Consider the following 22848-nt stretch of genomic DNA (forward strand, 5'->3'; position numbering starts at 1 on the left):
GTCAGTGTCGCGCTTCGCCGATCAGCGCGACCGAATCGAACGCGCGCTGGTTCGCCTGGTGGCGCCGCATCACGAGCCACATCATCACGCAGACGAAGGTGCCGAACAGGACGATCACAACCGTCACCGGCACGTCGAGCCAGACCAGCACCGCATACAGGCAGAGCATCACGAGCACGGACAGGTTTTCATTGAAGTTCTGCACCGCGATCGAGTGTCCGGCGGACAGCAGCACGTGGCCGCGATGCTGCAGCAGCGCGTTCATCGGCACGACAAAAAAGCCGGACAGCGCGCCGACCACCATCAGGAACACATACGCGAAGACCAGATAACCCGAAATGTGCATGCGGCCGAAATAGAAGCCCCAGTGCGGCGGAAACAGATGCCGCGTGTAGAACGCCATCAGCATCACCGCGATGCCCATCATGATGCCGACCGGCAGCACGGACAGCGATTTTTTCAGCGGCACGCGCGCGGCGGCGATCATCGCGCCGGCCGCGACGCCGACCGCGACCACCGCCTGCAGGATCGCGCCCTCGGAGAGCGACATGCCAAGCGACACCTCGGCCCATTTCAGCACGATGAACTGCAGCGTCGCGCCCGCGCCCCAGAACAGCGTCGTGACCGCGAGCGAGATCTGACCGAGCTTGTCGCGCCATAGCGTGACGAAACAGTCGGCGAAATCGGTGATCAGCTTGAGCGGACCGTGCTGCTGCTTGGGATAACGGGCGCCGGTGTCGGGAATGCGCAAATTGAAGAGTGCCGCGACGATGTAGATCAGGATGATGATCAGCATCGCGGCTTCGGCGGGCGTGCTGATTGCGGCGGGCGTGTGCTTGATGATGTGCGATGCAATATGCGGGCTGATCAGCGCGCCGCCGAGCACCGTGCCGAGGATGATCGAGCCGACCGTCGTGCCTTCGATCCATCCGTTCGCGGCGACGAGCCGGTCAGGCGGCAGCAACTCGGTGAGTATCCCGTACTTGGCCGGCGAATACGCTGCGGCGCCGAAGCCGACGATGCCGTATGCAAAGAGCGGATGCGCGCCCACCAGCATCGTGATACAGCCGACCACCTTGATTGTGTTCGTGACGAACATCACGCGGCCCTTGGGCCGTGAGTCCGCGAACGCGCCGACAAACGCGGCCAGTACGACGTACGACAGCACAAAGAACAGCTTGAGCAGCGGTGTCATCCAATTGGGGGCATGAAGGTCTTTCAGCAGTGCGATAGCAGCGATCAGCAACGCATTGTCGGCCAGCGACGAGAAGAACTGCGCGGCCATGATCGTGTAAAAACCTTTTTTCATCTGATGCGATGCTGTCCTCGCGGCGGTCTCGCGGCCGAGACCGTGGATATGACGTTCCGGCTTATTCCGTTCGAAATGGGTTGTGCGCACGGCTTTATATCATGAAAATAGCTGAATACTGACTAGCAGAATCCTTATCGCCTAGCCGCAGCGGGCTTCGTAGCGCTGAAAACGCGCCGTAAGCCGCTGATTCAAAAGTGTCTTTACGTAAATTTCCCATGCCGCGCCCGCTCCTCGCCACGATCCACACCGCAGCTCTTGCCAACAATCTCGCCGTGGCTCGCCGTTACGCCCCCAAGTCCAAAATCTGGGCGATCGTCAAGGCGAATGCGTACGGTCATGGGCTGGCGCGCGCGTTTCCCGGATTGCGTGCAACGGACGGCTTCGGGTTGCTGGACCTCGAAGAAGCGGTGAAGTTGCGCGAATTGGGCTGGGCGGGCCCGATTTTGTTGCTGGAGGGTTTTTTTCGTCCGACCGATATCGATCTGGTCGATCGCTACAGCCTTACCAGCGCGCTGCATTCGGACGAGCAACTGCGGATGCTCGAAATGGCGCGGCTGTCCAAGCCGGTGAATATCCAGCTGAAGATGAATAGCGGGATGAACCGCCTCGGTTACACGCCGGACAAATTCCGCGCCGCGTGGGAACGGGCGCGCGCCTGCCAGGGCGTGGGCCAGATCACGCTGATGACGCACTTTTCGGACGCTGACAGCGAGCGCGGCATCGAGCATCAGATGGCGGCGTTCGAGCGCGGCGCGCACGGCATCGCGGGTGCGCGCAGCCTCGCGAACTCGGCGGCGACGCTGTGGCATCCGAAGTCGCACTTCGACTGGGTGCGGCCCGGCGTGATGCTGTATGGCGCATCGCCGTCGGGCGTGCACGCGGATATCCGCAGCAGCGGGCTGCAACCGGCGATGACGCTCGCGTCGGAATTGATCGCAGTGCAAACGCTGCCCGAAGGCGAGACGATCGGTTATGGGTCCATTTTCAAGGCGCGCGCGGGGATGCGCGTCGGAGTGGTGGCCTGCGGCTATGCGGACGGCTACTCGCGCGTCGCGCCCGAAGGCACACCGATCGTCGTCGACGGGATTCGCACGCGGGTCGTCGGGCGCGTGTCGATGGACATGATTACCGTTGATCTGACGCCCTGCCCGCAGGCAGGCATCGGCTCGCGCGTCGAGCTGTGGGGTAATGCGCTGCCGATCGACGATGTCGCGCAGGCGTGCGGCACGATCGGCTACGAGCTGATGTGCGCGGTGGCGATGCGCGTGCCGGTGCGCGCCGAGTAGCACACCAAATAGCGCATCGGAAAGTGCATAGGAAAAGCAGCAGGCCGCTTTTCCGCATCGATGACAATACGAATCAGACAAAGGCTTAAGCCGCGTGGCTAAACAGAAAACGTTGTACACCTGCACCGAATGCGGCGCGTCCGCGCCGAAATGGCAAGGCCAGTGCCCGTCCTGCAGCGCATGGAATACGCTGGTCGAGACGGTCGCCGAATCGGCATCCGCGCATCGCTTCCAGTCGCTCGCGAAGAGTGCGCCCGTGCAGCGGCTCGCCGACATTGAAGCATCCGACGTGCCACGCTTCTCCACCGGTGTCGGCGAATTCGATCGCGTGCTCGGCGGCGGCCTCGTCGCGGGCGGTGTGGTGCTGATCGGCGGTGATCCGGGCATCGGCAAATCGACGCTGCTGCTGCAGTCGCTGGCGCAGATCGCCAGCGAGCGGCGCGCGCTCTACGTGAGCGGCGAAGAATCGGCCGCGCAGATTGCGTTGCGTGCGCAACGATTGGCGCTGCTCGAGCCGGGCGCGCACGCGAGCGAACTGAAGCTGCTGGCCGAAATCCAGCTCGAAAAAATCCAGGCGACGCTTATCGAGGAGCGGCCCGATGTGGCCGTGATCGATTCGATCCAGACCATCTATTCCGAAGCGCTGACGTCGGCGCCCGGATCGGTCGCGCAGGTGCGCGAATGTGCGGCGCAGTTGACGCGTATCGCGAAGCAGTCGGGCACCGCGATCATCATGGTCGGGCACGTGACGAAGGAGGGCAATCTCGCGGGCCCGCGCGTGCTCGAACATATCGTCGACACGGTGCTGTACTTCGAAGGCGATACGCATTCTTCGTTTCGCCTCGTGCGCGCGTTCAAGAACCGCTTCGGCGCGGTCAACGAACTTGGTGTGTTTGCGATGACCGAGCGAGGCCTGCGTGGCGTCGCGAATCCGTCCGCGCTCTTTCTGTCGCAGCACGAACAGATCGTGCCGGGCTCGTGTGTGCTCGTCACGCAGGAAGGCACGCGGCCACTGCTGGTCGAGGTGCAGGCGCTGGTGGACACCGCTAATGTGCCGAATCCGCGGCGCCTCGCGGTCGGCCTCGAGCAGAACCGGCTTGCCATGCTGCTTGCGGTGTTGCACCGGCACGCGGGCATCGCGTGTTTCGATCAGGACGTCTTTCTGAATGCGGTGGGCGGTGTGAAGATCACCGAGCCGGCTGCGGACCTCGCGGTGCTGCTGGCAATCCACTCGTCGATGCGCAACAAACCGCTGCCGAAAGGCTTGATCGTATTCGGCGAAGTCGGACTCGCGGGTGAGATCCGGCCGTCGCCGCGTGGCCAGGAGCGGCTGAAGGAAGCCGCGAAGCTCGGCTTTTCAATCGCGCTGATTCCGAAGGCGAACGCACCCAAGCAGGCGATCGACGGCTTGCAGGTGATCGCGGTCGAACGCATCGAGCAGGCGATCGACCGCGTGCGCACGCTCGAATAACGTATTAAGCACGCGTTGTATTGATGTGGCGTGACGTGGCATGATGCATCGGGGCTTGGGCATAGGCGCGCACGCGCATGGTGCGTGGCGTAATCCGCTGTAAATTTCCTGCGGGCGGCTGTAACCCAGAATCCACACGATTTCCCTATTCTTTGGCGCATAGGCAATCCGTCGAGAACGGAAAAAGGATGCGTCTTGAAACAGACTCGTGAAACCGAAGCGGATCGGCTCGCGAACCTGCGTGGCTGCCGCGTATCGCCGCCGATCGCCCAGCCGTGGGGCTACAGCTGCCGGATCGTCGAATGGATCGACCCGGGCGGACAGATCTCGCGCCGCGTCGTTGCGGAGGATGTCACGCCGGACGAAGTGCGCGCAACGATCCGTGCGCACGTGCAAGGCCGCAAGCATGTGCTGGTCGATGACGAGCGGCAGCCGAGGCAGACGTTGCCGCGGCGTTAGCAGAGTGACAGGGCGGCCATGGCCGCTTTTTGCTTTTGGACCCCCGTAGTAAGCCGGTTACGGACACGCTTCGAGCGCCAATGCACTGCGCGCGTCATGCGCTCAGGCTATCGAGCCGCCCCATTGCGTGTTGATGTCGCTGCCGCCGCCGCTGGCCGCAGCGTCCGCGTTGTCCTGTTCTGCCGCGGCATAGGCATCGGGATTAAATAGCGGGTGTTGCGCCGCCTCGGCGGGCGTCAGCACCGGCGAAACACAGCAGTTCATCGGTTCAAGCAGTTCGATCCATTCGGCGAGCGTGCGCGTCGCGAATAGCGTCATCAGTTCCTGCGTCAGCGCAATCGCGTCGTTTCCGCCTGTCGATTGCCCGAGGCTCCAATGGCGTTTGGCCCAATCGGGCCGGTTAAGCGCCGCGCAAAGCGTTTCCCAGAATTTGAGTTCCAGCGCCGCAACCGCGAGCCAGCGGTCGTCGCGTGTCCGGTACAGGTTGTAGCACGGCGCGCCGCCGTTCATCAGTCCGACGCCCGGCGCGGGCGCGCTACCATCGTTCACCAGCCCGACATGCGCGACGACATTGTGCGCATGCGTTGCGTGCGTCATCGACACATCGACGAAGCGGCCCTCGCCGCCGCGCGCGACGTGCCACAGCGAAGCGAGAATCTGTGTGACGGCGCTCAACGCGCCGCCGAGCAGGTCCGCGATCTGGAAGTTCGGCAGGATTGGCGCGCCATCGCGCGACGCGAGTTGATCGAGCACGCCGGCATAGCTGATGTAGTTCAGATCGTGCCCGGCCAGCGCCGCGTACGGCCCGCTGGAGCCGTAACCGGTGATCGCGCAGTACACGAGCTTAGGGTTCAGTTCGCGCAACGCGTCATAGCCGAGCCCCAGCCGTTCCATCACACCTGGCCGGAAGCTTTCGACGACCACGTCCGCCTCACGCGCGAGCGCGCAGAGCACCGTGTGGCCCGCTTCGGTTTTCAGATCGAGCCGCGTCACGCGCTTGCCGCGATTGACGATCTGATAGAAGACGCTGGGTCGGCCCTCAAGCTGGTCCGTCTCGCTTTGCATCATCACGCGCGATGCATCGCCGGCGCCGGGCGCTTCGATCTTCAGCACGTCGGCACCTAGTTCGGCAAGCCGCAGCGTGGCGACCGGGCCCGGCAGAAGGCGCGTCAGGTCGATCACGCGCAAGCCTTTCAATGCATCAGCAGAAGACAATGTCACCCTCCCGGCGTTGGCGACGCGGTTAGCCGCGCCGTTAGCTGATCGGTCAGCCGATCTGTTCGAGTTCCTCGTGCGCTTCGAGCCATTGTGCTTCGAGCGTGTCGAGCTGCGCGGCGACTTCCGCCTGCCGACGCAGCGCGTCGGTCAGTTTCGTCTTGAGTTCGGCGCTGTAGCTCGCCGGGTCCGCGACGAATGCATCGAGCGCAGCCTTCTCGGCGTTCAGCGCGTCCATGTCCTTTTCGATCTTGGCAATGCGTGTTTGCAGCGGCTTTTTCAGGTGCGCAAGCTTCTGGCGCGTTTCGGCTTCCTGGCGGCGCTGTTCCTTGCGGTTCAAGCTGGCGTCGCCGTTCGCGCTGCCTGCGCCGTTGCCGGCTCCGCTATCGCCGCTTTGTGCCGCATCGCCCGCCTTTAGCGCCGCGCGTTGTTCGGCCGCGTGCTGCAGCAGCCAGTCGCGGTAGTCGTCGAGGTCGCCGTCGAACGGCTGCAGCCGATGTTTCGCGACGAGCATGAACTGATCCGTCGTCGCGCGCAACAGATGCCGGTCATGCGATACGAGGATCAGGGTGCCTTCGAACTGCGCAAGCGCCATCGTCAATGCATGGCGTGTTTCGAGATCGAGGTGGTTGGTCGGTTCGTCGAGCAGCAGCAGGTTCGGCTTTTGCCAGATGATCAGCGCGAGCGCAAGGCGCGCCTTCTCGCCACCCGAAAACGGTGCGATCGCGGCAGTCGCCATATCGCCGTTGAAGTTGAAGCCGCCGAGGAAGTCCCGCAGTTCCTGCTCGCGGGTATCGGGCGCGAGGCGCGCGAGGTGCTGCAAAGGGGAGTCGTGCACGCGGAGCGTTTCGAGCTGATGCTGGGCGAAATAGCCGATACGCAGCCCCTTGCCTTGATGCAGATGGCCGCCCAGTGCATCGAGCGTACCGGCGAGCGTTTTGATCAGCGTCGACTTGCCCTGGCCGTTCGCACCCAGCAAGCCGATGCGCTGGCCGTTCTGGATAGATAGCGCGACGTGTTCGACGATCGGAATTTCGACACCGTCGTCGGACCGATAGCCGCAGCGCACGCCGTCCATCACGATCATCGGGTTCGGCGCGGCATCCGGCGTGCGGAACTCGAACGTGAACGGCGACGCGACATGCGCGGGCGCGATCAGCTCCATCTTCTCGAGCGCCTTCATCCGGCTTTGCGCCTGACGCGCCTTGGTCGCTTTCGCCTTGAAACGGTCGATGAAGCTTTGCAGATGCTGGACAGTCTTCTGCTGCTTCTCGTAGGCGCTTTGCTGCAGCGCGAACTGCTGGGCGCGCAGGATTTCGAACTGCGAGTAGTTGCCGCCGTAGCGCTTGACCTGCCGGTTCTCCAGATGGAGCGTAACATTGCACACCGAATCGAGGAACTCGCGGTCGTGCGAGATGACGATCAGCGTGCCTGGATAGCGGTGCAGCCAGTCTTCGAGCCAGACGATCGCATCGAGGTCGAGGTGGTTCGTCGGTTCGTCGAGCAGCAGCAAGTCGGAGCGGCACATCAGCGCCTGCGCGAGATTGAGCCGCATGCGCCAGCCGCCCGAGAAGCTGCCGACGCTCGTGCGCGTTTGTTCGAGCGTGAAGCCGAGGCCGAGCAGCAAGGCTTCGGCCCGCGCGGGTGCGGTGTAGCCGTCCGCGTCGGCGAACGCCACATGCGCTTCGGCTTCGGCGGCGCCGTGATGCGCGGCCGAAGCGGCGGCGATGCGCGCTTCGATCGCGCGTAATGCGGCATCGCCATCGAGCGTATAGTCGAGCGCGCTTTTCTCGACGGCGGGCGTCTCCTGCGCGACATGCGCGATCTGCCAGGACGGCGGCCACGAAAAATCGCCCGCGTCCGCGTGCAGTTCGCCGCGCAGCACGGAAAAGAGCGTCGACTTACCCGCGCCGTTCGCGCCGACAAGCCCGGCTTTTTCGCCTGGGTTTAGCGTAAACGACGTCTGTTCGAAAAGCGGTTTGGTGCCGCGAGCGAGACTGAACTGGTTGAAGCGGATCACGACAGGGCCGGGCTTGAGAAAAACGCTATTTTAGACTGTGCCGCCCGTTGTCATGCATCGTCCGTTCGGCCGACTGGCGCGAAAGCCCCGCGTACGTAAACTGATAACTTTCATCGGGAGCGCATATGGCAAAACCGGCAAACACATCGATCTATTCCTTCTCGGCTCGCACGCTGACGGGCGAGCCTGTCAGCTTCGAACGCTATCGTGGCAGGCCATTGCTGATCGTCAATACCGCAAGCGAATGCGGATTCACGCCGCAGTACGCGGGCCTGCAACAGCTCCATGAGCAATACGCGGCGCGCGGGCTCGAGGTGCTGGGCTTTCCGTGCAACCAGTTCGGCAAGCAGGAACCGGGTGACGCGCAGCAGATCGGCAGCTTCTGCGACCGCAATTTCGGTGTGTCATTCCAACTGTTCGAGAAAATCGATGTGAAGGGCCCGCAAGCGCATCCGCTCTACAAGTATCTGACGAAGGTCGCACCGGGGCTGCTTGGTTTCGAGAGAATCAAATGGAACTTCACGAAGTTTCTGGTCGACCGTGACGGCAATGTCGTGAAGCGGTATGCGCCGGTGACGAAACCCGAAGCGATCGTCGAGGATATCGAGCATCTGCTGTAGCGCTCGCTACGGGTTCGGTGCCAAAGGCCGTGCAGCGACAGAATGGGCGCCAACAGCGGCGCGGTTACAGGATTGGCGCCAACAACCGCGCGCTTACAAAATGGGCGCAAACAGCCGCGCCACATGCATCGCCATGCGCCGCCACGCGGGCGACTCGCGATATTCGCTACGGTCGATTTCGAACGATTCGGCGAAATCGCGCAATAGCATCGCTTCGACTTCGGCGGCGAAGCCGTGGTCGATTGTCAGCACCATGATTTCGAAGTTCAGCCGGAACGACCGGTTATCGAGATTCGCGCTGCCCACCGCGGCCGCCACGTCATCGATAAGCACCACCTTCTGGTGCAGGAAGCCCGGCCGGTAGCGAAACACACGCACGCCGGCCCGGATCGAGTCGTACGCATAGAGCCGCGACGCTTCGAATACGACGATGTGGTCGCGCCGGCTCGGTATCAGGATGCGCACGTCCACGCCGCGCATCGCGGCGAGCCGCAGCGCCGAGAACACTGCCTCGTCGGGCACGAGGTACGGCGTCGTGATCCAGATACGCTTGCGCGCGGCGCTGATCGCCTCGACGAAGAACAGCGAACAGGTTTCCTGCTTGTCGGCGGGGCCGGACGGTATTACGAGGCAGTGCATGTCGCCGGCGCCATCGTCCGGTGTCGACGGGCGCGCCGATGTCGCCGCACTGTGTGCGGGTGTCGATAGCGGCACGCTTCCAGACGGATAGGGCGAAAGCGCCGCGGCGGCCGGCAGCGCGTCGGTTGCGGCGACGGGCTCGTCCTGCAGCGGCGCAGCCGACGCGGACAGCGCAACGCGCACGGAGGCCGGCACGGCGGCGCTCCGGGCGGGGGCCGGTGCTGCCGCCGCAACGCGCGCGCGCGGCGGCGCGTCGAGCGGCGGCAACTGCTGCGTCGCCCAGTACCAGTCTTCGGTGAACACGAACTGGATGCTCGCGACCGCCGGCCCGCGCACTTCGATATGCGTGTCGCGCCACGGCGAGAGCGGCGGCTTGCCGCCCAGATACTCGACGCCGATATTGTGGCCGCCGACGAACGCGCGCTCGCCGTCGACGACCACGATCTTGCGATGATTGCGGAAGTTGAGCTGGAAGCGGTTGACAAAGCGCCGGTTGGTCGCGAACGGATGCATCTCGACGCCGCCCGCCCGCATCGCGGCGACATAGCGATGCGGCAGGTCGAAGCTGCCGATGCTGTCGTACAGCACGTACGCGCGCACGCCTTGCGCAACTTTGGCGATCAGCGCGTCCTTGATCAGTTCGCCGAGCGCGTCCGCGCGCACGATGAAGAACTGCACGATCACATAGCTGCGCGCGCTTTCGATCGCTTCAAGGATGGCGGAGAACGTTGCCTCGCCGTTGACGAGCGTGCGCACCGAGTTGCCGGACACGAACGGCATGCCGGACAGGTGCGTGAGCGAGCGCACCAGGTGTTCGCCGAGTGCTTGCGTGGGGCGTTCCTGCGACGATGAGTCGATGTGCCACTCAGGCGGCTGCGCGCGTGTGCGCAGCAGTTCATTGCCGAAGCGGCGCGCGTCGACGTAGCCGGCGAATTTGCTGCGGCCGAGAAACAGATACGGAATCAGCGTCAGATAGGGCATCGCGACAAGCGACACCGCCCATGCGATCGCGCCTTGCGAGGTACGGGTATGCAGGACTGCATGGCACGCGGCGATGACACCTAGCAGGTGACAGAAGAACACGAGCGTGCCGATGTGAAGCAGATCGAATTGCATAAGCGCGCAAAGGAGCGTTCGAAGCGCTGCCGGCCCAGTGATACCGCATGCGGCGGCGACTTGCCCCGGGGTTGCATGAGCGGATGCATCGGCGACGGAGCGCACGGAGGGGCCGGACAGCCTCGTACCGCGCCCATCTTACCGAACCGTGCGACGGCTTTGCGAGTTAGCCCGATCTTGCGTGTGGACAAGCGCATCGTCCGGCCGGACCGATTGCCCTACGCAGCCGTCGTGCGGCGCTGGCCGCCGTGTTCATTGCTGCGGGGCTTGCGGTGATCTTTACTCACCTTAGCCTGAACTTGCTGCACCACAGCAACACAACCTGCTGGCGCGGCGCGACAACCTGAATTCTCAAGTACGGCTGTCAAACACACCTGATTCAGCGTGCCCGATCGACCTCGCCCGCCACGCCCATCACATCAACCCGGCAAATCGCACTGCTGCAGCAGGAAAACATTATCGTCGCCCGCGCTGGTCGACAGCCATACCAGGTTGAGCCCGCCGAACGCCGCTTCGACGTTCGCACGCTCGTTGCCGATCTCGACCACGAGCACGCCTTCTTCAGTCAGCCAGTTGCGTGCGTTGCTGAGGATACGCCGGACGATGTCCATCCCGTCCGCGCCGCCCGCGAGCGCGATGTTGGGCTCGTGCAGGTACTCGGCGGGCAGCGTTTGCATCGATGCCGCGTTCACGTACGGCGGATTGGCGATGATCACGTCGTAGCGGCGCTCCGGCAGCGGTGTGAACAGATCGCCTTCAAACAGCGCGATGCGTTCATCGAGCTCGTAGTCGTTCACGTTGAGTGTCGCCACTTCGAGCGCGCCCGGCGACAGATCGACTGCGTCGATGTCCGCATTCGGAAACGCGTGCGCGGCGAGAATCGCGAGGCAGCCGGAGCCGGTACACAGCTCGAGCACCGCCGACACCTCTTCAGGGTCTTCGACGTACGGCTGCAAGCCGTCCTGCAGCAGCTCGCCGATAAACGAGCGCGGCACGATCACGCGCTCGTCGACATGAAACCGGTAGCCATGCATCCACGCTTCCTGCGTGATGTACGCAGCCGGCACACGCTCGGTTGAGCGCCGCTCGATCACGTTCAGTACCGTGTCGATTTCATCGGCGGTCAGCCGTGCATCGAGAAACGGGTCGAGCAGATCAAGCGGCAGATGCAGCGTATGCAGCACCAGATAGGCCGCTTCGTCATACGCATTGGCCGTGCCGTGGCCGAACGACAGCTGGGCCTGATTGAAGCGCGACACCGCATGGCGCAGCACGTCGCGCACGGTCGAAAAGGGATGGGAAGCCGGGTAGGACGGGGAGGTCATCGAAACGGTTCCTCGGTCAGACGATCAGTTGTTCGAGCACACGCCGGTACACGTTCTTCAGCGGCTCGATGCAGGCAAGTTCGATGTGTTCGTCGATCTTGTGGATGCTCGCGTTCGGCGGACCGAATTCGATCACCTGTTTGCAGATCCGCGCGATAAACCGGCCGTCGGACGTGCCGCCAGTGGTCGACAGTTCGGGGGTGATGCCGGTTTCGGCGCGAATGGCTTCGGTGAGCGCGTCGGACAGCGCGCCGCGCGGCGTGAGGAACGGCAACCCGCTCACCGTCCACGTGAGCGTGTAGTCGAGACCGTGTTTGTCGAGGATCGCGTGCACGCGGCTTTGCAGCCCGTCGACCGTGCTCGCGGTCGAAAAGCGGAAATTGAACATCAGTTCCGCGTGGCCCGGAATGACATTGGTGGCGCCGGTGCCGCTGTGCAGGTTCGATACTTGCCAGGTGGTCGGCGGAAAATACTCGTTGCCTTCGTCCCAATGCTCGGCGACCAGTTCGGCGAGCGCCGGCGCGAGCAGATGGATCGGGTTCTTCGCAAGGTGCGGATACGCAATATGCCCTTGCACGCCCTTGACGGTCAGCTTGCCGGACATCGAACCGCGCCGGCCGTTTTTCACCATATCGCCGAACCGCGCGTTCGACGTCGGCTCGCCGACCACGCAGTAGTCGAGGCGCACACCGCGCGCCGCGAGCGCTTCGACCACCTTGACGGTGCCATCGGTGGCGACACCTTCCTCGTCGCTCGTGATCAGAAAGCCGATCGAGCCCCGATGCCGCGGGTGGGCGGCGACCAGTTCCTCGCTCGCGACGACGAAGCCGGCCAGCGAGGTCTTCATGTCCGCCGCGCCGCGGCCGTACAGCTTGCCGTCGCGATGGGTCGGCTCGAACGGCGGCGATGACCATTGTTCGAGCGGGCCGGTCGGCACAACGTCGGTATGGCCCGCGAACACGAGCAACTTGCCGTCGGTGCCGGCGGTGCCTGGCCGCAGCGCCCACAGGTTCGTCACGCCGTTTGATTCGATCGTTTCGCAGGTGAAGCCGAGCGCGGTCAGGCGCTCGGTGATCAGACGCTGGCAATGCTGGTCGTCGGGTGTGATGGATGCGCGCGCAATCAGCGCTTCGGTAAGGGCAAGGGTGCCGGACATGATGTCGAAACTGCTTGGGTGGGTTCGAATGAAAAAATGCCGGCCCACGAGATCGGCGGGGCCGGCAACGGCTATCGTAAAGTAAAACGTACCGCGCTGACGTACTGCTGTGACGGACTGCTGTGACGTCACCTATGCAAACAGCGCCGCGTATTGATCCTCGGCAAAACCGAGCGCCTTCACCCGCCCGTTGACCACGACCACCGGCCGCTTGATCACCGAAGGCTTGTGGATCATCAGCGCGATGGCGCCGGCTTCGCTGTCGGCTGCGGCCTTCATGTCATCGGACAGGCCGCGCCATGTCGTGCCGCGCCGGTTCACGAGCGATTCGAGCGGCACATCCTTCATCCAGTCGCGCACCAGCGGCTCGGAAACACCGGCCTTTTTGAAGTCGTGAAACTCGAACTCGACGCGGTGTTCTTCGAGCCACACGCGGGCCTTCTTCACGGTGTCGCAGTTCGGAATGCCGTACACAACGATCGTATTCGCCGCTTTGCGCGTGGCCATCAATCGCCCCGCAACAGTTCGTTCAGGCCGACTTTCGCGCGTGTTTTCGCGTCGACCTTCTTGACGATCACCGCGCAGTAAAGGCTATGCGTGCCGTCCTTCGACGGCAGGTTGCCCGCGACCACGACCGAGCCGGCCGGAATGCGGCCGTAGCTGACTTCGCCGGTCTCGCGGTCGTAGATCTTCGTGCTCTGGCCGAGATAGACACCCATCGAAATGACCGAGTTTTCCTCGACAATCACGCCTTCGACGACTTCCGAGCGTGCGCCGATAAAGCAGTTGTCTTCGATGATGACCGGGTTCGCCTGCAGCGGCTCGAGCACGCCGCCGATGCCGACGCCGCCCGACAGGTGCACGTTCTTGCCGATCTGCGCGCATGAACCGACGGTGGCCCACGTGTCGACCATCGTGCCTTCGTCGACATAAGCGCCGATATTCACGTACGACGGCATCAGCACGACGTTCTTCGCGATGTACGAGCCACGGCGCGCGACGGCCGGCGGCACGACGCGAAAGCCGCCGGCGGCGAAGTCGTCGGCGGTGTAATTCGCGAACTTGCTCGGCACCTTGTCGTAGAACTGCGAGAACCCGCCTGCCGGCATCGGCGCGTTGTCCTCGAGGCGGAACGATAGCAGTACCGCCTTCTTCAGCCATTGATTGACGACCCACGTGCCGTCCTGCTTCGCGGCGACGCGCATCTGCCCTTTATCGAGCTGCTCGAGCGCGTGCGCAACCGCTTCGCGCACTTCGGCGGGCGCGGCTTTCGGCGAAAGGTCCGCGCGATTTTCCCACGCGTTGTCGATGATTTGCTGAAGTTGTTGCGACATAGGTTCGTGACCGGTTGGATAAAAAGAGGGAATAGGGAAAAGGAGGGGGCAGCACCGGGTTCAGCCGCTGCATTTAGCCTCTGAGCTCGTGGCAAAAATCGACGATCCTTTGCGCGCCTTCGGTGCACTCGTCGACATCGGCGACGAGCGCGATGCGCACGAAGTCGCGGCCGGGGTTGATGCCGTGAGCGGTGCGCGCGAGATACGAGCCCGGCAGAACCGTCACATTATAGTCGGCGTACAGGCGCCGGGCGAACTCGGTGTCCGACAGGCCGGTGCGTGCCACATTCGTCCACAGATAGAACGCGGCGTCGGGCAGACGCACATCGAGCACGCTCGCGAGCATCGGCGTGACGGTCGCGAATTTCTGTGCGTACTTCGCGCGGTTCTCGTGCACGTGCGTCTCGTCGTTCCACGCGGCGATGCTCGCCGTCTGATAGACGGTTGACAGCGCGGTGCCGTGATACGTGCGGTAAAGCAGGAACTGCCTGAGAAGCGCGGCGTCGCCGGCGACAAAGCCCGAGCGCATGCCCGGCACGTTCGAGCGCTTGGACAGACTCGACAACAGGACAAGCCGTTCGAAGCCGCGGCCTAACCGATGCGCGGCTTCGAGGCAGCCAAGCGGCGGCTTCGCTTCGTCGAAGTAGATTTCCGAATAGCACTCGTCGGATGCGATCACGAAACCGTAGCGGTCCGACAGCGTGAACAGTTCGCGCCAGTCGTCGAGCGTGAGCACGGCGCCGGTCGGGTTGCCGGGCGAGCACACATAGAGCAGTTGCGTGCGTGCCCACACGTCGGCCGGCACGGCCGCATAGTCGCATGCGAAATTGCGGGCCGGGTCGCTGTTCGCGAAGTACGGCTGCGCGCCCGCCAGCAACGCGGCGCCCTCATAGATTTGATAGAACGGGTTCGGACAGAGTACGATCGCAGGCTCGCCGGCGGCATTGCGGCGCGGATCGATCACCGTTTGTGCCAGCGCGAAGAGCGCTTCGCGCGAGCCTGCGACCGGCAGCACCTGCGTGGCCGGATCGAGCGGCGGCAGGTGATATCGCTGCGCAACCCAGTTTGCGATCGCCTCGCGCAGCGGCTGCGCGCCAAGGGTTGCCGGGTACGACGCGAGACCGCCCAACGACGCGATGACCGCGTCGCGGATGAGCGCCGGAGTCGGGTGTTTCGGCTCGCCGATGCCGAAGCTGATCGGCTTGATGCCGGCCGGCGGCGTGACGTCTTTGAACAGCAGACGCAGCTTTTCAAACGGATAAGGTTGCAGCGACTCGAGTAGCGGATTCACTTGACAGGCCGGGTCGGAATGAAAACGGGCGTGACGGCCGCCGCGACGCAACGGCGGGCTGGCGGCGGATAAGCCGGTAATTATAGCTTGGCGGCCCGGGCTCCAACTGTGTGAGCGTGGCGCACACCGGCGGTTTCCGTGGCTCTCGCGTGATGGTCGCGCGGGTGTGCGTCGCCGTCGTACGCCGCGCTGACGCGCACACGAATGTCTGTAGTGGGAGGAACAATGCGAGCAAGCATGGCTCGGGCGGAACAGCGGATCGACGCAACGCCGATCACGGAAGCGACACGATGAACACGCGGCCCAATGTGCGGCCTGATTTGCGTCCCGACCGGTGGCCCGGTAACGGACTCACCAGCGCGCCGACGCTCGCAATCCTGCTCGGTGCGTCCGTATGGGGCGTGATCTGGTATCCGCTGCGCGCGCTGGCGGCGCTCGGGGTATCCGGCACCGCGGCAAGCGCGCTGACGAGCGCCGCCGGGTGCCTGTTCGTGCTGCTGCTGAAGCGCCGCTCGATCGCGACGCTCCGCTGGCACTGGCTGTTGCCCGCGCTCGCGCTGGCTGCGGGCGTCACGAATCTCGGCTTCGTCTGGGGCGCGATTCATGGCGAAGTGATGCGCGTGCTGCTGCTGTTCTATCTGACACCCGCATGGACCGCGCTGTTCGCGCATTTTCTGCTGCGCGAACGGCTCACGTGGGCGGGCGTCGCGCTCGCCGCGTTGTCGCTGGCGGGCGCGATGCTGATGCTGTGGTCGCCGCGCCTGGGCCTGCCGGTGCCCGGCAGCCTCGCTGAATGGGCGGGCCTTGCCGGCGGCGTGGGCTTTGCGATGAGCAACGTGCTGACGTTGAAGACGGTACGCGAGTTGCCCGCGATGAAGGCGGAGATGCGAACCGCGACCATTTTTGGCGGAGCGGCGCTGTTTGGCGCGTGCGCCTCGCTGTTCGAAGCGATGCCCGCGCCTCCCGCCGGCGCGCATCTGGTGCTCGCGGCGTTGCTGGTCGTCGCGCTCGGCGTCGTGTTGGGCACAAACAACATGCTCGTCCAATATGGCCTCGCACGCGTGCCGGCTAACCGCGCATCGATCATCATGTTGTTCGAGATCGTGGTGACCGCGCTTTCCGCGTGGCTGCTGGCCGGCGAAACGCCGGGGCCGCGCGAATGGGCGGGCGGCGCGTGCATCGTGCTCGCATCGGCGCTGTCCAGCCGCGTGCATCGGCGCGGAAATGGGTCGCAGCCGGGCGACGACAACGATCCAGAGCGCCGGAATCGCTCACGCGCGATGGTATGATTGCCGCTGCTTTAGCGAGACATAAGCTTGCGCCCGAACGGACGCGTGAAGACGCGCATTGCGATGCGCCCTCGCTTACGCGGCCGATGCGCCGCAGGCGCCCGGGCGGTCACATGAGCGAATACCCGAACGGTCCGTTTCCTTTTTCTCTTTTCAATCAGCGATAACGCCGTGCGTCTGACCTCGATCAAACTCGCTGGCTTCAAATCTTTCGTCGATCCCACCCATTTCCAGGTTCCTGGCCAGCTGGTTGGCGTGGTCGGTCCTAATGGGTGCGGCAAATCCAACATCATCGATGCGGTGCGCTGGGTGCTCGGCGAATCGCGCGCGTCGGAGCTGCGCGGCGAATCGATGCAGGACGTGATTTTCAACGGCTCCACGGCGCGCAAGCCCGGCAGCCGCGCGAGCGTCGAACTGGTGTTCGACAATGCGGACGGGCGTGCCGCCGGCCAGTGGGGCCAGTATGCGGAGATTGCCGTCAAGCGGGTGCTGACCCGCGACGGCACGTCGAGCTATTACATCAACAACCTGCCAGCGCGCCGCCGCGACATTCAGGACATCTTCCTCGGCACGGGGCTCGGCCCGCGCGCCTACGCGATCATCGGGCAGGGCATGATCGCGCGGATCATCGAAGCGAAGCCCGAAGAACTGCGCGTGTTTCTCGAGGAAGCCGCGGGCGTGTCGAAGTACAAGGAGCGCCGCCGCGAAACCGAAAACCGCCTGCACGATACGCGCGAGAACCTGACGCGCGTCGAGGACATCGTCCGCGAGCTGTCCGCGAATCTTGAGAAGCTCGAAGGCCAGGCGGTCGTCGCGACGAAGTTCAACGAACTGCAGGCCGAAGGCGAAGAGAAGCAGCGCCTGCTGTGGCTGTTGCGCAAGAACGAGGCGGGCGGCGAGCGCGAGCGTCAGCAGCGCGCGATCGAGCAGGCACAGATCGATCTCGAAGCGCATACCGCGAAGCTGCGTGAAGTCGAAGCGCAACTGGAGACGCTGCGCGTCGCGCACTACTCGGCAAGCGACGCGATGCAGGGTGCGCAGGGCGCGCTCTATGAAGCGAACGCGGAGGTGAGCCGTCTCGAGGCGGAGATCAAGTTCATCGTCGAATCGCGCAACCGGGTGCAGGCGCAGATCGCCGCGCTGACCGCGCAGCGCGAGCAGTGGCAGTCACAGGCGCAGAAAGCGCGCGGCGATCTCGCGGACGCCGAAGAGCAACTGGCGGTCGGCGAGGAAAAGGCGGCGATTGCCGAAGAGGCGGCGGTGGCGAAGCATGACGCGCTGCCCGCGCTGGAGGGGCGCTGGCGCGATGCGCAGACGCAGCTGAACGACGAGCGCGCCGGCATCGCGCAGACCGAACAGGCGTTGAAGCTCGAAGCGGCGCACCAGCGCAACGCGGATCAGCAACTGCAGCAACTGCAGCAACGCCACGAGCGGCTCAAAACGGAAGCCGGCGGCCTCGACGCGCCGGACGAGGCGCAACTCGAAGAACTGCGGATCCAGTTTGCCGAGCACGAAGCGATCCTCGCGGACGCGCAGACGCGCCTCGCGGACGCCCAGCAGACGCTACCGCGCCTCGACGCGGAGCGTCGCGGCGCGCAGGAGCGGGTGCAGGCGGAGAGCGCGCAGATCCACCAGCTTGAAGCGCGCCTTGCCGCATTGAAGCAGTTGCAGGAGAGCGTGCAGACCGAAGGCAAGATCCAGCCGTGGCTCGACCGGCACGAGCTGGGCGCGCTGCCGCGTTTGTGGAAGAAGCTGCATGTCGAAGCCGGCTGGGAAACGGCGCTCGAATCGGTGTTGCGCGAGCGTCTGGCGGCCCTCGAAGTGTCGAATCTCGATTGGGTGAAGGCGTTCGCAACCGATGCGCCGCCCGCGAAGCTCGCGTTCTATTCGCCGCCGCTCGCCGGGCAGCCGGTTGCGGCGCCGGGGGCGCTGCGGCCGCTGCTATCGCTCGTGCGCATCGACGACGCCGGCTTGCGCGCGGTGCTGAACGACTGGCTCGGTCACGCGTTCGTTGCCGACGATCTCACGCAGGCGCTGCAGATGCGCGCCCAACTGCCTGAAGGCGGCGCGTTCGTCGTGAAGGCCGGACATGTGGTGACGCGCGTCGGCGTGCAGTTGTACGCGGCCGATTCCGAACAGGCCGGCATGCTTGCACGCCAGCAGGAAATCGAGAACCTGACGCGTCAGGTGCGCGCGCAGGGGTTGCTCGCCGAAGAGGCGAAGGCGGCCGCGATTCGCGCGGAGGCCGCTCACACGCAAGCATCGCAAACGTTGAACGACGTGCGCCAGCAGTCCGAGCGCGCCACGCAGCGCGTGCACGCACTCCAGCTGGACGTGCTGAAGCTGACCCAGGCGCATGAGCGCTACATGCAGCGCAGTACGCAGATTCGCGAGGAACTTGAAGAGATCACCGCGCAGATCGATGAGCAGCGCGCGCTGCGCACTGAATCGGAAGCCAGCTTCGAGCGGCACGACGGCGAGCTTGCCGAATTGCAGGCGCGCTTCGAAGATCATCAACTGGCCTTTGAATCGCTCGACGAGGAATTGACGAATGCGCGCGCGCAAGCACGCGACCTCGACCGTGCGGCGACCGACGCGCGCTTTGAGGCGCGCAACATGGCGAGCCGCATCGAAGAGTTAAAGCGCAGCATCCAGGTGGCGCACGAGCAGAGCGAACGGGTGGACGGCTCGCTCGAGGACGCGCGCGCCGAGCTCGAGACGATCAACGAGCAGACCGCGCACACCGGCCTGCAAGATGCGCTCGCGGTACGCGCGGTGAAGGAAGAGGCGCTGCACGCGGCGCGCCTCGAACTCGACGACCTGACCGCCAAGCTGCGTCAGGCCGACGAAACGCGGCTTACCGCGGAGCGTGCGTTGCAGCCGCTGCGTGACCGGATCACCGAACTGCAACTGAAGGAGCAGGCGGCGCGGCTGAACGCGGAGCAGTTCATCGAGCAACTGGCTGCCGCTGGGGTCGACGAGGCCGAACTTCAGGCCAAACTCACGCCGGATCTGAAGCCGTCGTATCTGCAAGGCGAGGTCACGCGCATCAATAACGCGATTGCCGCACTCGGTCCGGTGAACATGGCCGCGCTCGACGAGCTGAAAGCCGCAAGCGAGCGCAAGGCTTTCCTCGATGCGCAATCGGCGGACCTGACCCATGCGATCGAAACGCTCGAAGACGCGATTCGCAAGATCGACCAGGAAACCCGCACGCTATTGCAGGGCACGTTCGACGAGGTGAACCATCATTTCGGCGAGTTGTTCCCACGGCTGTTCGGCGGCGGCCAGGCGAAGCTGATCATGACCGGCGACGAAATTCTCGACGCCGGCGTACAGGTGATGGCGCAACCGCCAGGCAAGAAAAACTCGACCATTCACCTGCTGTCGGGCGGCGAGAAAGCGCTGACCGCGACGGCGCTCGTGTTTGCGATGTTCCAGCTGAACCCGGCGCCGTTCTGTCTGCTCGACGAAGTTGATGCCCCGCTCGACGACGCGAATACCGAACGGTTCGCGAACCTTGTGCGGGCGATGTCGGATAAAACGCAGTTCCTCTTCATTTCACACAACAAGATTGCGATGGAAATGGCGCAGCAGCTCATTGGCGTGACGATGCAGGAGCAGGGTGTTTCGCGAATCGTCGCGGTCGACATGGAAAGCGCTGCCGGTTTTGCCCAGAATATCGTTTAAACCTGTCGCGCGCGTCCTGCGCAACAGCTGCACGGCTCGGCGGTGGTATGACCGGGTAGGGTCGACGGCCCGCCGGGAACGCCCGCGGTGCGTGGCGGCCGCAGTGCGGGTTGGGGCGGGCCGCAGGGCGATGACGCGTCGCATAGAGAAGAATTGCTGATGGAGCATGCATGGACGAGTTGACACTCGGGTTAATCGGCGCGGGCGCCGTAGTGGTGGGGGGCGTGGTCGTCTATAACGCGTGGCAGAGCGCGAAAGTGCGTCGCCGGATGCCGCGGCCGATGCCAGGCGATGCCGTCGATCCGATGTCGCGCGACGACCACGAAGAGCAGAGCCCGTTCATTGCGCCGGCACGGTCGACAGCCCGCCGCGACGGCGCGCCGGGCGAGCCCGAGGACGCGTCGCAGCGCGTCGAGCCGACCTTCGGCGCGGCGGCGCCGCTCGATACGCCGGCGGATATCCAGGCTGAGCGGACCTCGCCGAACGGATTTCCGGAAGCGGAAGACGTCGGAACCGACTTTCGCGAGTCCGCGCCGGCACAACGCGGCCAACCCGCTGCGCCCGGCGAGCCTGTCGAACCGATCATGCCGGCCGCGACGACGATCTCGGCGGCGCCGCCCGCGGTCGTCGACCGGCGCATCGACTGCATCGTGCCGATTCGCCTCGGCGCGCCGGTGGCCGGCGACAGGGTGTTGCCGCTGGCGCAGCGTCTGCGCCGCGCGGGCAGCAAGCCCGTGCACATCGAAGGCAAGCCGGAAGGCGGCCGTGCGTGGGAACTGCTGCAAAACGGCGTGCGCTACGAAGAGCTGCGGGCGGCGGCACAACTGGCGAACCGCAATGGGCCGTTAAACGAACTGGAGTTTTCCGAGTTTGTGAGCGGCGTACAGCAGTTCGCCGATGCGTTCGACGGCGCGCCGGAATTTCCCGACATGATGGAAACCGTATCGATGGCGCGCGAGCTGGACGGCTTTGCCGCGCAGTGCGACGCGCAACTGTCGATCAATGTGTTGTCGGATGGCGCGCCGTGGTCCGCGAACTACGTGCAGGCGGTCGCGTCGCAGGACGGCCTGCTGCTGTCGCGCGACGGCACGCGCTTCGTGAAGCTCGACGCGAAGCAGAGCCCGGTTTTCATGCTGCAGTTCGGCGATACCAACTTTTTGCGCGACGACCTCACGTACAAGGGCGGCCAGACGATCACGCTGGTACTCGACGTGCCGGTGGCCGACGAGGACATCCTGCCGTTCCGCCTGATGTGCGACTACGCAAAATCGCTGTCGGAGCGCATTGGCGGGCGCGTCGTCGACGATCAGCGCCGCGCGCTGCCAGAGGCCGCGCTGCTTGCGATCGAAAAGCAGTTGATGACGCTGTACGCGAGGCTTGAGCAGGCGGGCATTCCTGCCGGGTCACCGGTTACGCGGCGGTTGTTCAGCCAGTAACCGGGCCAGCAGGCGGACCCGTGATCGGTTCCGCGCGGCCTCGCACCTGTGCCCGGGCCGCGCGCTTCATTCGATTTCCTTCGGCGATACGCCACCGCTGATCCACGCCTTGATGGCTGCGACGACGGCCTCGTCTTTTCCATAGAACCCGTGATGCGACAAGGCTTCGCACGGTCCGCTGAGCACCTCGCCGCCGTGCACGGCGATCAGCGCGTAGCCGCCGGTTTGCGCAATCCGCTCGGCGGCGGCGAACGAACAGAGAAAGCACGTGTCGTCCACGTGGTGGACGAATAGCTGCCGCGCGGAAATCGCACCGTAGTCGAAGCCGATCAACGGCGTCGCCTGGCCTCGCGCCGGGCTGGTGAGTGTCGATGTATGCACGACCGCATCCCATGTGTCGGGCAGCGCGCGGCCGACAAAAGCCGACGAGATCGTCCCTCGGCTCGTACCGATCAGCACGAGCTTTGCGGCCGGAATGCGCGTGTGCAAGTCGGCCGCTACCCGCGCGACGTCCTGCGCATGCCGCGCGGACGCGCGAAACGCATCCGAATAGCCGCCTGGCTGATCCGATGGCGCATCGACGAGTGCGGTCGCAAAGCGCTCGTCGGCGAAAAGCGTGCGCGTGCGCACGAGGAAGTTGTTTTTCTCGCGCATATACGGCGAGCCATCGTCATTCGTGCGCAGATCGAGCTTGCCCTCGCTACCCGCGAACATCACCAGTACCCACTGCGGCGTGCTGCCGTCTTTCTGTGTGAGCAGATAGCGGATTGACGCTCCGCCGTCGAGCGCGACCTGTACGATCTGCTCGCCCGCTCGTGCGCGGTTCGCAAGCATGAGCAGCAGCATGGCCATTGCCGCCCACGCGGCGATCCGGCGCATCGTCCGGTTTGTACCGACTGCGGGCAGCGGCAGGACGGCGGGTTCGAAAGGCTTCATCGAGGGTTCTCGCGATGCGCGTTGACCACGCGCGAAGCATGTTCAGGGTCGCCCAAGGTCGCATCGTCGACGCGCACTGTCAATCGCCGTGCGCGAGCGTTAGCCGAACGGCCAGCAAATTGGAAGATAAGTGCTGTGCGCCTTTGCCCGCGAGTCTATGGATGCAAGTCGGCGGATGCGGGTTTGCGGATGTCTGGGCGCGCACGGAACTGGCCATTCGGCCGATGTCACGCGTGACGCTTCCTGAGATAAT

General features: G+C 64.6%; 17 protein-coding genes. 7 read left to right on the forward strand and 10 right to left on the reverse strand.

Annotated features, from left to right (window positions below):
* Position 1: 1 nt before the first annotated feature.
* Complete coding sequence (gene lplT / locus HV796_RS02800) at positions 2-1309, reverse strand: lysophospholipid transporter LplT (protein WP_175224928.1); 1308 nt, start codon at positions 1307-1309, stop codon at positions 2-4.
* A gap of 218 nt (positions 1310-1527) precedes the next feature.
* Here lplT and alr point away from each other — a divergent pair, with 218 nt between their 5' ends.
* The 3 genes from alr to HV796_RS02815 all read left to right on the forward strand — a co-directional run bounded on the left by alr (position 1528) and on the right by HV796_RS02815 (position 4528).
* Positions 1528-2598 carry an alanine racemase gene (gene alr / locus HV796_RS02805; RefSeq protein ID WP_175224929.1) on the forward strand — a complete coding sequence of 357 codons (1071 nt, stop codon included), beginning with the start codon at positions 1528-1530 and terminating at the stop codon, positions 2596-2598.
* Between the two features lie 94 nt (positions 2599-2692).
* Positions 2693-4069: a DNA repair protein RadA gene (gene radA, locus HV796_RS02810; protein ID WP_175224930.1), complete on the forward strand. Its 1377-nt coding sequence runs from the start codon at positions 2693-2695 to the stop codon at positions 4067-4069.
* A gap of 195 nt (positions 4070-4264) precedes the next feature.
* Positions 4265-4528, forward strand: a complete 264-nt coding sequence (locus HV796_RS02815) for a DUF2866 domain-containing protein (protein ID WP_175224931.1) — start codon at positions 4265-4267, stop codon at positions 4526-4528.
* Positions 4529-4630: 102 nt separating this feature from the next.
* Here HV796_RS02815 and HV796_RS02820 read toward each other — a convergent pair whose 3' ends face one another.
* Complete coding sequence (locus HV796_RS02820) at positions 4631-5743, reverse strand: CaiB/BaiF CoA transferase family protein (protein ID WP_377692447.1); 1113 nt, start codon at positions 5741-5743, stop codon at positions 4631-4633.
* 52 nt (positions 5744-5795) lie between these two features.
* Complete coding sequence (locus HV796_RS02825) at positions 5796-7763, reverse strand: ATP-binding cassette domain-containing protein (protein ID WP_175224932.1); 1968 nt, start codon at positions 7761-7763, stop codon at positions 5796-5798.
* Positions 7764-7888: 125 nt separating this feature from the next.
* On the opposite strand from HV796_RS02825, the gene HV796_RS02830 reads away from it, so the two are divergent.
* Positions 7889-8383 carry a glutathione peroxidase gene (locus HV796_RS02830; RefSeq protein ID WP_175224933.1) on the forward strand — a complete coding sequence of 165 codons (495 nt, stop codon included), beginning with the start codon at positions 7889-7891 and terminating at the stop codon, positions 8381-8383.
* 93 nt (positions 8384-8476) lie between these two features.
* Here HV796_RS02830 and HV796_RS02835 read toward each other — a convergent pair whose 3' ends face one another.
* From HV796_RS02835 to dapC, 6 genes are all read right to left on the reverse strand, one after another.
* A complete protein-coding gene (locus HV796_RS02835; RefSeq protein ID WP_175224934.1) occupies positions 8477-10138 on the reverse strand; it encodes a cardiolipin synthase in 1662 nt (553 codons plus the stop codon).
* Between the two features lie 419 nt (positions 10139-10557).
* Positions 10558-11463 carry a 50S ribosomal protein L3 N(5)-glutamine methyltransferase gene (gene prmB, locus HV796_RS02840; RefSeq protein WP_175224935.1) on the reverse strand — a complete coding sequence of 302 codons (906 nt, stop codon included), beginning with the start codon at positions 11461-11463 and terminating at the stop codon, positions 10558-10560.
* Between the two features lie 16 nt (positions 11464-11479).
* On the reverse strand, positions 11480-12619 hold the full coding sequence (gene dapE, locus HV796_RS02845) for a succinyl-diaminopimelate desuccinylase (RefSeq protein ID WP_175224936.1): 1140 nt from the start codon (positions 12617-12619) through the stop codon (positions 11480-11482).
* A gap of 132 nt (positions 12620-12751) precedes the next feature.
* On the reverse strand, positions 12752-13126 hold the full coding sequence (locus tag HV796_RS02850) for an ArsC family reductase (protein ID WP_175224937.1): 375 nt from the start codon (positions 13124-13126) through the stop codon (positions 12752-12754).
* On the reverse strand, positions 13126-13953 hold the full coding sequence (gene dapD / locus HV796_RS02855; RefSeq protein ID WP_175224938.1) for a 2,3,4,5-tetrahydropyridine-2,6-dicarboxylate N-succinyltransferase: 828 nt from the start codon (positions 13951-13953) through the stop codon (positions 13126-13128). Before dapD ends, HV796_RS02850 begins: the two co-directional genes overlap by 1 nt.
* 73 nt (positions 13954-14026) lie before the next feature.
* The gene (gene dapC, locus HV796_RS02860) at positions 14027-15244 is read right to left on the reverse strand and encodes a succinyldiaminopimelate transaminase (RefSeq protein WP_175224939.1); all 1218 of its coding nucleotides are present in this window, start codon (positions 15242-15244) and stop codon (positions 14027-14029) included.
* Positions 15245-15534: 290 nt separating this feature from the next.
* On the opposite strand from dapC, the gene HV796_RS02865 reads away from it, so the two are divergent.
* The 3 genes from HV796_RS02865 (at position 15535) to HV796_RS02875 (ending at position 21659) form a co-directional block, all read left to right on the forward strand.
* Positions 15535-16533, forward strand: coding sequence for a DMT family transporter (locus HV796_RS02865; protein ID WP_175224940.1), 999 nt, complete (start codon positions 15535-15537; stop codon positions 16531-16533).
* 171 nt (positions 16534-16704) lie between these two features.
* Positions 16705-20223, forward strand: a complete 3519-nt coding sequence (smc, locus tag HV796_RS02870) for a chromosome segregation protein SMC (RefSeq protein ID WP_175224941.1) — start codon at positions 16705-16707, stop codon at positions 20221-20223.
* A gap of 170 nt (positions 20224-20393) precedes the next feature.
* On the forward strand, positions 20394-21659 hold the full coding sequence (locus HV796_RS02875) for a cell division protein ZipA C-terminal FtsZ-binding domain-containing protein (RefSeq protein ID WP_175224942.1): 1266 nt from the start codon (positions 20394-20396) through the stop codon (positions 21657-21659).
* A 66-nt stretch (positions 21660-21725) separates the two neighbouring features.
* Here HV796_RS02875 and HV796_RS02880 read toward each other — a convergent pair whose 3' ends face one another.
* A complete protein-coding gene (locus HV796_RS02880; RefSeq protein WP_246355651.1) occupies positions 21726-22595 on the reverse strand; it encodes an alpha/beta fold hydrolase in 870 nt (289 codons plus the stop codon).
* Positions 22596-22848: the final 253 nt, after the last annotated feature.

Origin of the sequence: Paraburkholderia humisilvae (assembly GCF_902859855.1) — a bacterium.
Lineage (GTDB): Bacteria > Pseudomonadota > Gammaproteobacteria > Burkholderiales > Burkholderiaceae > Paraburkholderia > Paraburkholderia humisilvae.